General features: G+C 65.5%; 13 protein-coding genes. 2 read left to right on the forward strand and 11 right to left on the reverse strand.

The features are described 5' to 3' along the window. The first annotated feature begins 43 nt into the window (after positions 1–43). Complete coding sequence (locus CFB89_RS30155; RefSeq protein ID WP_089471152.1) at positions 44–457, forward strand: VOC family protein; 414 nt, start codon at positions 44–46, stop codon at positions 455–457. Between the two features lie 58 nt (positions 458–515). Here the strand turns inward: CFB89_RS30155 and CFB89_RS30160 are convergent, their stop codons facing one another. From CFB89_RS30160 to CFB89_RS30185, 6 genes are all read right to left on the reverse strand, one after another. Next, positions 516–1238, reverse strand: coding sequence for a class II aldolase and adducin N-terminal domain-containing protein (locus CFB89_RS30160; RefSeq protein ID WP_089471153.1), 723 nt, complete (start codon positions 1236–1238; stop codon positions 516–518). Between the two features lie 141 nt (positions 1239–1379). Further along, positions 1380–2258 carry an amino acid ABC transporter ATP-binding protein gene (locus tag CFB89_RS30165; RefSeq protein ID WP_089471683.1) on the reverse strand — a complete coding sequence of 293 codons (879 nt, stop codon included), beginning with the start codon at positions 2256–2258 and terminating at the stop codon, positions 1380–1382. A 222-nt stretch (positions 2259–2480) separates the two neighbouring features. Next, on the reverse strand, positions 2481–3665 hold the full coding sequence (gene argE / locus CFB89_RS30170) for an acetylornithine deacetylase (protein ID WP_089471154.1): 1185 nt from the start codon (positions 3663–3665) through the stop codon (positions 2481–2483). Further along, positions 3658–4335, reverse strand: a complete 678-nt coding sequence (locus CFB89_RS30175) for a DUF1028 domain-containing protein (RefSeq protein ID WP_089471155.1) — start codon at positions 4333–4335, stop codon at positions 3658–3660. Before CFB89_RS30175 ends, argE begins: the two co-directional genes overlap by 8 nt. 1 nt (position 4336) lies before the next feature. Further along, a complete protein-coding gene (locus tag CFB89_RS30180) occupies positions 4337–4783 on the reverse strand; it encodes a RidA family protein (protein WP_089471156.1) in 447 nt (148 codons plus the stop codon). A gap of 58 nt (positions 4784–4841) precedes the next feature. Next, positions 4842–6194, reverse strand: coding sequence for an NAD(P)/FAD-dependent oxidoreductase (locus CFB89_RS30185; RefSeq protein ID WP_089471157.1), 1353 nt, complete (start codon positions 6192–6194; stop codon positions 4842–4844). Here CFB89_RS30185 and CFB89_RS34600 point away from each other — a divergent pair. Continuing rightward, a complete protein-coding gene (locus CFB89_RS34600; protein ID WP_144030179.1) occupies positions 6172–6438 on the forward strand; it encodes a hypothetical protein in 267 nt (88 codons plus the stop codon). The two genes, CFB89_RS30185 and CFB89_RS34600, sit on opposite strands and share 23 nt — an antisense overlap. 186 nt (positions 6439–6624) lie before the next feature. Here CFB89_RS34600 and CFB89_RS30190 read toward each other — a convergent pair whose 3' ends face one another. The 5 genes from CFB89_RS30190 to CFB89_RS30210 all read right to left on the reverse strand — a co-directional run bounded on the left by CFB89_RS30190 (position 6625) and on the right by CFB89_RS30210 (position 12262). Beyond that, complete coding sequence (locus tag CFB89_RS30190) at positions 6625–7458, reverse strand: ABC transporter permease (protein ID WP_089471158.1); 834 nt, start codon at positions 7456–7458, stop codon at positions 6625–6627. Positions 7459–7483: 25 nt separating this feature from the next. Then, positions 7484–8722 (reverse strand): ABC transporter permease, encoded by a 1239-nt coding sequence (locus tag CFB89_RS30195; protein WP_373559888.1) that lies wholly within the window; start codon positions 8720–8722, stop codon positions 7484–7486. Positions 8723–8818: 96 nt separating this feature from the next. Then, positions 8819–9883, reverse strand: coding sequence for an ABC transporter substrate-binding protein (locus CFB89_RS30200; protein WP_089471160.1), 1065 nt, complete (start codon positions 9881–9883; stop codon positions 8819–8821). 2 nt (positions 9884–9885) lie between these two features. Next, entirely contained in the window at positions 9886–11064 is a 1179-nt protein-coding gene (locus CFB89_RS30205) for an ABC transporter ATP-binding protein (RefSeq protein WP_089471684.1), read from the reverse strand. A 49-nt stretch (positions 11065–11113) separates the two neighbouring features. Next, complete coding sequence (locus tag CFB89_RS30210) at positions 11114–12262, reverse strand: SRPBCC family protein (RefSeq protein WP_089471161.1); 1149 nt, start codon at positions 12260–12262, stop codon at positions 11114–11116. Positions 12263–12336 lie beyond the last annotated feature (74 nt).

Raw genomic sequence — 12336 nt, forward strand, 5'->3', positions numbered from 1 at the left:
GGGCGGTTGTGTAGACTCGTGCTCGTTCAATGGAGCCCACACCATGCAACTTCTCGATCACGTGTCGATCAGCGTGCCGGACATCGATCTGGCACGGCCCTTCTACGACGCCGTCATGGCTGCGCTCGGCGCGACCAAGGTCTATGACCGGCCCAATGCGCTCGGCTATGGCGAGCGTTGCAACGCGAACGATCCGGCATCGACCTTTCTGGCGGTGTATCTGGATCCCGCCGAAGTCGGGGCGAGCAAGCGGCACTGGTGTTTCAAGGCCGCTTCCCGCGAGCAGGTGCATGCTTTTTTCGAGGCGGGCCTCGCTACGGGTGGGCAGTCCGACGGCGATCCCGGCTTGCGGCCGCAGTACCACGGCGACTACTACGCGGCTTTTCTGGTCGATCCGGCCGGCAACCGGATCGAGGCCGTGTGTCATGCGGCGGTGGCGGAGCGTGGGCAACCCTGACCGTGGCGATAGCCAGTCGATGCATCGGGTCTATCCGCATCCGCCGATTCGCATCGATTCAATCGCGATACGACGGCTCCTCGACGTCGAGGATGTGCTTCATCTCGTCGAAATGCGCGATCGAGAATTCACGAAAGCCTTCCCAGTCACGCGCGGTCTTCTCGGCCACTTCGTCGGACAGCACGTTGATCGGCTTGCCGGTCGCGTACGCGTTGACGAGGATCTGGCAAGCGCGTTCGAGCGTGTACATGTCGTCGAACGCCTCGCCGACCGTGGGTGCGGTCACCAGTACGCCGTGATTGCCCATCAGCAGGCGTGACTTGTCCTTGAGCAGCGACACGAGGCGGGCGCCTTCGTCTTCGGTATCCGCCATTCCGGAGAATGCGGTGTCCAGCGCAACGCGATTGAAATAGCGGGCCGTGTTCTGTTCGATGGGCAGGATGGTCGGATCGGACAACGTCGAGATCGCGGTGACATGGACGGGATGCAGGTGCATGGCGACGCGTACATGCGGTAGTTGCTGGTGCAACTGACCATGGATCGCCCACGCGGTCGGGTCGACGCTGCCGTTTTCGAGGCTCGACCGATCGTCGGCGTCCAGCAGAACCAGATCGCTCGCGCGGATCCGCGAGAAGTGCATCCATTTGGGGTTCATCAGGAAGCGGCGGCCGTCGTCCGAAACGGCCACGCTGAAGTGGTTCGCGACCGCTTCATGCATGCCGAGGCGGGCGAAGCAGCGGAAAGCCGCGGCGAGATCGATGCGAAGCTGGGTTTCGTTCATGTCGAAGTGCGTGATCGGAAGCGTGAGAAAGGGGGCGCCGGCCGCAAGTTCATGGTTGGACGCACCGAGTTGCAGAAAAGGCTCGACCAGTGGGGCGGCCGAGCGCCAGCCATGCGTCGATGCATCGACCCGCTTGCTGTCTCAGGGCGGTCCGTTCGCGTCGGCCGTTGCGTCGTCCGATTTCCAGAATGCGTTGCGGTCGCGATAGTTTTGCAGGAACTGCTGCAGCCGCGGGTTCGTGGAGCGGCGGAACACGTCGCCCGGTGCGCCGCTCACGGCGATCCGGCCATGGTCGAGAAACACGACGCGATCGGCCATCTGGGCGGCGAAGCCCATCTCGTGCGTGACGACGACCATCGTCATTCCGTCGCGCGCGAGCTGCTTCATGACCTGCAGCACTTCGCCGACGAGTTCCGGGTCCAGCGCGGAGGTCGGCTCGTCGAACAGCATCAGGTGCGGCTCCATCGCCAGCGCGCGGGCGATCGCCACGCGCTGCTGCTGGCCGCCGGACAATTTCGACGGATGGGCGTCCGCCTTGCCGGACATGCCGACCATTTCGAGCATGCGGCCAGCGACGGCGTTCGCGTCGGCGCGCGACATGCGGCGCACCCGCCGCAGCGCTTCGGTGACGTTGCCGAGCACACTCATGTGCGGCCACAGGTTGAACTGCTGAAACACCATGCCGATGTTGCGGCGCACGCGGTTGATCTCGGCGCTCGACGCGCGCACGCGCACGCCGTTGCGTTCGACATAGCCGAGCATCTCGCCGCCGATCCGGATCTCGCCGTGATCGTAGGTTTCGAGGGCGGCCATGCAGCGCAGCAGCGTGCTCTTGCCGGATCCGGACGGACCGATCAGGCAGACCACTTCGGATGTCGCGATCGACAGATCGATTCCGCGCAGCACGTCGGTCTCGCCGAACCGCTTGTGCAAACCCTTGACTTCGACAAGCGACGTGGCGGATGCCGGGGCGAGCGTTGCGGCGGGTCCGCTTGCGGGGAGGGCGCTGACTGCGTTCATGATTGCCTCGATCGGTTCGGGTCGCCGCGCCGTATTCACGCGTGTCGGGCGAAAGGCGCAATGCGCGTTCGACGAGCCGACTTTACGTGGTCAATATTGATCGGGAAAAACTCTTTTCGAATGGGGTTCGCAGGTTTTTCCAATGCAGCATCGCCTGCCGGCTCGCCGTATCGAGCGACCCTGCGTGGCGCCGGCCCGCCACGTACGCTGCCGGAACCGAAATCAGCCAGTCTTGCGATCGGTCGTTTCGGTCGTGGAGAGATGGTCGGCCAGCCGGCGCAGCATCGCATCGCAACCCTGCAGTTGCTCGACGCTCACGAACTCGTCCGGCTTGTGCCCCTGATCCATACTGCCCGGTCCGCACACCACGGTCGGGATGCCGGCCTGCTCGAACAGTCCGCCTTCCGTGCCGAAGGCGACGGTGCCGAACGCGCTCGATCCGCTGAGTATCGCCAGCAGGCGGGCGGCGTCGCTGTCGTCCGGTGTCGAAAGCCCCGGGTAGGCGGACAGCGGCTGCATCCGGATATCGCAATCCGCGTGAACCGCGCGCATCGTCGGCATCAGTTGCTGCTCCGCATAGGCCTGCAATTCGGTGGTCACTTCATCGGCGTCGAAGCCGGGCAGCGTGCGGACCTCGAAATCGAATTCGCATGCATCGGGAACGATGTTCAACGCCTTGCCGCCGTGGATCACGCCGGTCTGGACAGTCGAGAACGGCGGATCGAAGCGAGCGTCGTGATGCTCCGGTTGCGCGAGGCGCTCGCCGATTTCCTCCAGCCGGTTGACCAGACGCGCCGCATACTGGATCGCATTGATGCCGTACGGCGCATACGCGGAATGACACGCGGCGCCCTTGACGTGGCAGCGCATCGCCAGCTTGCCCTTGTGGCCGAGCACGGGCTTCAGTTCGGTCGGCTCGCCGATCACGCAGAGCACGGGCCGATGCGGGCGCTTCGCCAGTTCGGCCAGCATCGGCCGCACGCCGAGACAGCCGATCTCCTCGTCGTACGAGAACGCGAGATGGATCGGCAACGACAACGGTCGCTCGACGAACATCGGTACCGCGGCCAGCATTGACGCAAGAAAGCCTTTCATGTCCGCGGTGCCGCGGCCATACAGCCGGCCGTCGCGTTCGCTCATCCGGAACGGCTCGACGGTCCATGCCTGGCCGTCGGCGGGCACCACGTCCGTATGACCCGAGAGCAGGATGCCGCCGCGCTCGCGCGGCCCGATCGTGGCGAACAGGTTCGCCTTGCTGCGCGCGTCGTTGTAGAACAGTTCGCTGTCGACGCCGTAGCCCGCCAGATAGTCGCGGATGAACTCGATCATCGCGAGGTTCGAGTGCCGGCTGACCGTATCGAAGCCGATCAGTTCGGCGAGCAGCGTGCGGCTGGTCGGCTCACTCATCGCCGGGGACGCCGTATTTCGGTGCGGTCGTCGGATCGAGCGCGCGCGTTACGTAGTCCTGCATCTGCGGACGGTATGCATGCCACAGCGCGGCGAGTGCCGAGATCGGCGCATCGTCGGTCCAGTCGACGCGCAGGTCGACGAGCGGCCACACCTGCGTATCGACGATCTTCAACGCGGCGGAATGCACCGGGCCGGCTTCTCCGCCTGCGTCGATCGCGGCCTGCATCGCCGCGAGCAGACGATCGGCGAGCGGGCCGGGCGTCTGCTCGAACGCCGGCACCATCGCGTCGATCACGTCCTGACTGGCCAGCATGTTGCCTGCGGCGACGCACTGTCGGCCCGCCACCGCATGATGCAGGCCGAGCGCCTGCGCGCCGGTCCAGAATGCGGTGCGGCCCTGCGCATCGACGACCGTGACCTGCCGGTAGTCGCGCCAGCGATCGGTGTCGAGCGCGGCTTCGAGCGCCTGCGCGGGATCGGCCGCGCCGTCGCCGAGCAGCTCGAGCACCTGCGGGCCGAGCGACGGCAGCGTGACGTTCTGCGTCGCCACGGCGCCCGCGCCGGCGCGAACCCACGGGCAGCGCGCGCCCACTGCGATGCTCGAGGAGCTGATCGCGATGCCGAGTTGTCCGGTTTCGGCACACCGTCCGACGATCGAGAATGTCATGTCACGCTCCGGCGGCGGCGGTCGGCTGCCAGTTGTCGGGAATCACGGCGATGACGTCGATTTCCATCAGCCATTCCGGCTGGCCCAGCGCACTGACCACGAGGCCGGTCGAGATCGGATAGACGCCCTTGAGCCACTTGCCGACGACCTGATAGACCGGCTCGCGATAACGCGGATCGATCAGGTACGTAGTGGTCTTGACGATATGCGTGAGGTCGCTGCCGGCCTCCTCGAGCAGTTGCTTGACGTTCTTCATGGCCTGTTCGGTCTGCGCGCGCGGATCGCCGAGGCCGACCAGATTGCCGTCGAAGTCGGTGCCGATCTGGCCGCGCACGTAGACCGTGTTGCCGGCCCGGACAGCCTGGCACAGATCGTTGTCGAGCGTCTGGTTCGGGTAGGTGTCTTTCGTGTTGAACATCCGGATACGGGTGTGGGTCGGCTGGCTCATCGTCATGAATTCCTGAAGGAGGGTTCGGTAGACCGTGCGGTGCGACTCGGTCGTGCGTTCAGTGCGCGGCGGCGCGGGTCGGCATCGGGCTCGGGATGGTTGGCTCGGCGACGTGATCGTCGGCTTGCGACGCGGCCGGAATGCTGCGTCGCGCGGCAGCCTCGTGATAGTGCTGGTAGCTGCGCTGCGTCGCGATATGTCCGGCCACATGTTTCGCGTCGTGCCAGACGCCCCAGATGAACGCGGAGCCGCGCCGCGACAGCCACGGCAGACCGAGGAAATAGAGTCCGGGCTCGCTGGCGACGCCGCGCTGATGTTTCGGCTTGCCGTGCTCGTCGAAGGCGTCGACCTGCAGCCACCCGAAGTCGTTCGCGTAACCGGTCGCCCAGATGATCGACGTGACGCCTGCCGCGGCGAGGTCGAGTTGCGTGAGCGGGTCGGCCAGGCATGGCGGATCGGCGGGAATGTGGCGGGCTTCAGGCTCCTCCGGCAGATCGAGACCGTTGCTGGCGGCGTACGCGTCGGCGGCGTCCAGCAGCGACAGATAGTTTTCGTCGCCGGCCGCGATGTTGGCCGCGAGATCCGCTTCGAACGTGACGATGCCTTGATCGAACGCTCGCGTCACGCCGACCAGCGTCACGCCGTCGTACGCGAGACGGCGGAAGTCGACCGTGTGGCCGCCGTCCGCGCCGCTCACGGCGATCGTCACGTGCGACCGGCCGGGGCGCATCGTTTCCATGTCCCACAGACCCAGTACGCCGAGCCACCAGCAGAAATCGCGTCCGCGATACGCGCGCGGCGGACGGTCGTGAGGGCCGACGGACAGATAGACCTGACGGCCCGAGCGTTGCAGTTCGGCCGCGATCTGGACGCCCGACGACCCCGCGCCGACGACCAGCACGTTGCCGGCGGCCAGTTGCGCCGGATTGCGGTAGTCGGCGGAATGAATCTGCGTCAGGCGCGCGTCGGTGGGCGCGATGGCCGGAATGACCGGGCATTGGAACGGCCCGGTCGCAACCACGACGCGGTTCGCGTGGAAGGTGCCGTCCGACGTCTCGACGACGAAGCCCTGACGGCCGGCGTCGCGGACCACGCGCCTGACGTCGACGCCGGTCCGGATCGGCGCGTCGATCATGCGCGCGTAGTCGACGAAGTACTCGGCCATCTGATCCTTCGTTGCGAACCCGTCCGCATCGACACCGCCGATAGTCATGTTGGGGAAGCGGTCGTGCCATGCCGGGCCGTTCGCCACCAGCGAATCCCAGCGCGCGGTGCGCCAGCGCTCCGCGATGCGAGCGCGTTCCAGCACGAGATGCGGCACGCCGAGCGCACGGAGGTGTTCGCTCATCGCGATGCCGGCCTGTCCGGCGCCGACCACCAGCGTATCGATGGATGTGACTTCGACGGTCATGTTGATTTTTCCTGGTGCATATCGATCGGGTTGTTCATGGACGGATAAATCCGTTTCGCCGCAATTCGCCGCAGTGCTCGCGATGCGATTGCGCGAGGCGATCGCGACGTTCGAGCACCGAAGCCGGAACGCGTCGGTAATCCGAAGCGATGTGCGTCGTGCGGCCGTGTTTCCTGAGCATTGCGTTCTGCTGAAGAAAATCTACGCCGGTGCACTGAATCTGAAAAATATATTTAAAAAATGAATTGCATCCGGTTTGCCTATGCAGATGCGTGCGTACGGACCGGCAATGAACTGAACGCAAGCGGATGGCGCCGGCAAAACGCCGAGGCCGCCATCGAAGCGGGAAAAGAAAGGAAGCGGACGCAACGAAACGCACGACGCGACGGCATGGGTCGAGGCCGCCTTCCCGCTGCGCGGCGGACGGCCGCTATGCCGCTTCGCGCGCGGCGCCCGCGGCCTGCGCACGGCCACGCAGCCAGTTGATGCTGATGAAGAGCAGGATCGCGAACACGATCAGCACGGTGGCGACGGCGAGGATCGACGGATCGATCTGGTCGCGAATGCCGCTCCACATCTGCCGGGGTACGGTGCGTTGATCGGGACCGCCGATGAACAGGATCACGATCACTTCGTCGAACGATGTCGCGAATGCGAACACGGCGCCGGTGGCCACAGCCGGCAGGATCAGCGGCAGCGTCACGCGGCGAAAGGTCGTCCACGGCGCGGCGCCGAGATTGGCGGCGGCGCGCAGCAGGCTCCGGTCGAACGACAGCAGCGACGCGGTCACGGTAATCACGACAAACGGCGTGCCGAGTGCCGCATGTGCGAGGATCACACCCGGATAGGAGTTGACGAGCCCGAGTGGCGCGAAGATCAGGTAGAAGCCGGCCGCGACCACGACGATCGGGATGATCATCGGAGAGATCAGGATCGGCATGATCAGCGAGCGGAACGGAAAGTCGTCGCGCGCGAGACCGATCGCGGCGAGCGTGCCGAGCGTCGTTGCAATTGCTGTGGACGCCGCGCCGATCGCGAGGCTGTTCAGAAAGGCCCGCTGCCAGTCCGGGCTGCCGAATGCCTGCGCGTACCAGCGCAGCGAGAAGCCTTCCATCGGGTACGAAAAATACGAGCCCGAATTGAACGACAGCGGAATGATCACGAGGATCGGCGCAACCAGAAAGAACAGCACGACCGCGCAGTGGATGCGCACACCGGCAGTGGCAATGCGCGTCGACGGCAGGCTGTTGGGGTTCACGGACACGATGCGGCTCCAGTGACGTCGGGCGTCAGCCGAACCGGAGCCGGTCGATGCCGACGAGCCGGTTGAAGATGAAATAGAACACGGCGGTGAAGATCACGAGATACGCGGACAGCGCACCGGCCAGCCCCCAGTTGAGCAGATCGTTGGTTTGCGACGCGATCAGCTGGCTGATCATCTCGTCGCCCGCACCGCCGAGCAGGGCCGGCGTGATGTAGTAGCCGAGCGCCAGCACGAACACGAGAAAGCATCCGGCGCCGATGCCCGGCAGCGTCTGGGGCACGTACACGCGAAAGAACGCGACGACCGGGTGAGCGCCGAGCGATTGCGCGGCGCGCATGTAGATCGGCGGCACGCTTTTCATCACCGAGTAAATCGCGAGAATCATGTACGGCAGCAGCACGTGCGTCATGCCGATCAGCACGCCGGCGCGGTTGAAGATCAACGGCAGCGGATGATCGACGACATGCAGCGCGAGCAGTACGCGGTTGACCACACCGCCCGGTTGCAGCAATACGTACCACGCGGTCGTGCGGACCAGCAGCGAGGTCCAGAACGGCACGATCACGAACAGCATCAGCAGGTTGCCCTGCCTGGCCGGCAGGTTGGCGAGCAGCCACGATACCGGGTACGCGAGCAGCAGGCACAGCAGCGTGACCGTGGCGCTGATCGACACCGTGCGCATGAACGCGGTGCGGTAAACCGCGCTGTTCGCGGGCACCGAATGGACGGCGCCATCGGGCGACACCTGCGCGTCGAGGCCGTTCAGCAGATAGTCCGGCGTCCATGGCGACGCCGCGCGTTTCAGCAGGCGCCAGGTTTCCGGCCGGTTCCAGCGATCGTCGGCGGCGAGCAGGACGGGCTTCCATGCGGTGACGGCATCCTGGGCACGCACCGTGCGTGCCGACTTCAGCAGCAGCGTGCGGAACTCGGGCTGATAGAAATTCATCCGGCGCGCGACGTCGCCGAGCGTGCCGGCGTCGCCGGCGCTCTTCAGTCCGTTGGCGAGGGACGCGAACACCCGCTCGTCCGGCACGCCCTGACCGTTCCAGTGTCGCAGCGTCTGCGCGAACGACGGCATCGCGCCGGACAGTTCCGGATTGCGCACGCTGCGGGCCAGCAGCGAAGCAATCGGCGCGATGAACGTGGCGAGCAGGAACACGAGCAGGGGCAGCGTCAGCAGCAGCGCGCGTAACGCCGCCTTGCGCCGCGCCTGCCGGTATTTGACGGCGTGCCCGGCGGCGAGCGCGGGGCTTGCCGCCGTCATGGGAAACATTGGCGAATCGTTCATCGGAACCCCGGAGCGACGCGCCCGGAGCGGGGCGCGTCGCGTAAAACCGCTACGACGTCATGCAGACGCGCATTACTGGCCGAGCCATGTCTGGAAGCGCTTGGTCAGCGCATCGCCGTTGTCGGCCCAGAAGTTCGCATCGATCTGGATCGGTCGCTTGAAGTTGGCGGGCGCGGTCGGCAGGTCGGCAAGGCGTGCCTTGTCGATCAGCGGCAACGATGCCTTGCGCGGCGGCGCGTAGGCGATGTACTTCGACAGATCCGCGTATGCCTGCGGCTGCGCCGATGCGGCGATGAACCGCTTCGCGGTCGCGGCGTGCTTCGCCCCCTTCGGCACACCCCACCATTCATAGTCGTATACCTGCGCGTCCCAGACGATCTTGAACGGCTTCTTGTCCTGGTGAACGGCGCTGTCGATGCGGCCGTTGTAGGCCTGCACCATCGTCACGGCACCGTCCGCGAGCAACTGCGGCGCTTGCGCACCGGCTTCCCACCAGACGATGCTCGACTTGATCGTGTCGAGCTTCGCGAATGCGCGATCGACGCCGGCGGGGGTCGCGAGCACCTTGTAGACGTCCGCCGGGGCCACGCCGTCGGCGACCAGCGCCCATTCGAGCGTGACCTTCGGCGACTTTCTCAGGCCGCGCTTGCCCGGGAATTTCTTCAGGTCGAAGAAGTCCGCGATGCGTGTCGGTGCGGTCTTCAGCTTCGACGCGTCGTACGCATACACGGTCGACCACACCATCGCGGCCACCGAGCATTCGCGCAGCGCGCCCGGCAGGAAATCCGACGTGTTGCCGATGGTCTTGCTGTCCAGCTTCTCGAGCAAACCTTCGTCGCAGGCGTTGATCGCGTCGTTGGTCTCCATGTCGATCAGGTCCCACGTCGGGTTCTTCGCCTGTTCCATGGCCTGCAGCTTGGCCAGGCCGCCGTCGTACGACTCGGTCTGGAACTGGGTGCCGGTCTTCGCGGTGAACGGCTCGAACCACGCGTGGCGTGCGGCCGTTTCATAGGCGCCGCCGAACGTGACGACGGACAGCGTATCCGCCGCGCGAGCGGCAGGCAGCGCGGAAAAGGCGCCGAGTGCGACGACAGCCGCGATCGTGCGGCGCGGGGATGCGTAGCGAGGGTTTTGCATTATCAGGCTCCAGAGGCGATGGGCACGGCAACAGGCAGGGTGGGTAAACGAACGGCGGCGCTCGCGACGCGGGTGATGGCCGACGGCGACAGCACCTTGCAGTCGTCGTGTCGCCAGACGATCGTTGCGGCCGCACCGATCGGCGGCAGCGCGACGAGGCGCGTGTTGGAGACCTTGACGACCATCGTGTCGCCGCTGCCGAGTTGCAGCTGAACGCGATGATGATCGCCGCAATACACGATGTCGCGCACGGTCGCCGCGAGGGCGTTCGAGCCCGCCGGCACGTTCGCGGCTTCGGCCGCGCCGAGTACCTGCGCGCGCTCGGGGCGCAGCGCGAGCGTGGCGTCGTCGCCGGCCTCGACCTGGCTGCCGCGGCGACCGCGGATCGTGATGCCGTCGCGAAGCTGAAGCACGGCCCATTCGCCATCGAGCGCGCTGACGCGCCCGGCGAGACCGTTGTTCTCGCCGACGAAGTTCGCGACGAAGGCGTTCTGCGCGTTTTCGTACAGCTCGGTGGGTGTCGCGGCCTGCTGGATGCGTCCGTCCGAGAACACGGCGACGCGATTCGACATGGTCAGCGCTTCGTTCTGATCGTGCGTCACATAGACAATCGTGAGCGACAGATCGCGATGCAGCCGCATGATTTCGTATTGCATCGTTTCGCGCAGCCGTTTGTCGAGCGCGCCGAGCGGCTCGTCCATCAGCACCACGCGAGGCTCGAATACCAGTGCGCGGGCCAGCGCGACGCGCTGCTGCTGGCCGCCGGACAACTGGGCGGGGCGCCGCGACGCGAGATGCGACAGCTCCACCATGTCGAGCGCGCGCTGCACGCGCTGCTTGCGCGCTTCGCGACCGGTCTTGCGCACGGAGAGCGGAAACGCGACGTTCTCGGCGATCGTCAGGTGCGGGAACAGCGCGTAGTTCTGGAACACCATGCCGATGTCGCGCTGATGCGGCGGCTTGTCGTCGAGGCGGTGGCCGTCGAGCAGGATGGTGCCGTCGGTCGGGGTCTCGAAACCGGCGAGCATCATCAGCGTGGTGGTCTTGCCCGAGCCGGACGGTCCCAGCAGCGAGACGAATTCGCCCCGGGCGATGTCGAGATCGAGACCGTCGACAACCGCATGCCGGCCGTCGTAGGACTTGCTGACGCCGACGAACGAAATGTAGGGTTGGCTGGTCATCGTGAGCTTCAATGAGGTGACGTGGGTGGCGAGTCGTTGGCGTGCGGCTTCAAATCGCGACGTGCGACGCCAGATAGCGCGCGAAGTCGTAGTTCGGCCGTTCCAGATGACTCAGATGACCGGGCTTCGCAAGCGGGGCATGCACGCCGCGGAACACCGCCTCGACGCCGCGCCGGTCTTCGAGATTGACTTCGTCGAGCAGCTTCTTCAGCGTCGCCATGTATTCGGCGGCCTTCGGGTCGTCGATGAATTCCGGCGACAGGCCGCCGCCGAAGCGGATATGCACGTGATCGACGCCCAGCGGCTGAAGCACCAGATACCAGAAATAGCCCGGCGTCAGCGTGACGAGATGAGTCGGGTAGATCGCGAGCAGCGCCGTCGTCTTGCGCCATTGACCTTGCAGGCGAGTGTTGTTCGGATGCGCATTGCCGATCGGCAGCGACGCCTCTTTCGTGATCCAGTGATAGTTGAATGCGGGCAGTCCGGGCGGGCACTCCATCTCGTCGAGCTTGGAGTGCGGGCCGACCGTCGCGCGATGCAGCATCGGCAGGTGATAGCTCTCCATGAAGTTTTCCGCGAGGATCTTCCAGTTGGTGTCCCACACGTGTTCTTCGTGGAAGGTTTCGACATACGACGCCATGTCGTAATCGGCGATCAGTTCGTCGAGTTCCTTCAACCGAGCGGCAACAGGCGACGCCTCCTGATTGAGCGTGACGTAAACCCAGCCCTGCCAGATCTCGCAGCGAACCTGCGGAAGCTTGTAGCTGTCCTTACAGAAACCGTCCTGCCTGTCCATCATCGGCGCGCCACGCAGCTCGCCGTCCAGAGAATAATTCCACGCGTGATAGGGGCAGACGATACGGCGCACGTTGCCGCGGCCCTCGAGCAGGGTGGACATGCGGTGCAGGCATACGTTCGACATTGCACGCAGGGTGCCGTCGTCGCGGCGGATCACGATGATCGGCTGGCCGGCGATCTCCGCTGTCAGGTAGTCGCCCGGATTCGGCAGCGCGCTCGCGCGGCCCATGCACAGCCATTCGTTGCGAAAGAGCGTCTGCCGTTCCCGTTCGAGAAACTCGGGCGACGTGTAGACGCCCGGCGGCATCGCGCGGGCGTCGCTGAAGTCGCGTTCGCAGTTGGTTTTCAGGTCGCGGACGATCACGTCGATAGACGGCGCTGCCGTAGGAATGGAACGCATCGTGCCTCCGGGAAACGTTCAAACCGATCACATTGGCGACCAATTTAACAAGTCCAATAAAGAGTCGAAATATT

Source organism: Burkholderia sp. AU16741, from assembly GCF_002223345.1.
In the GTDB taxonomy this organism is placed as follows: domain Bacteria; phylum Pseudomonadota; class Gammaproteobacteria; order Burkholderiales; family Burkholderiaceae; genus Burkholderia; species Burkholderia sola.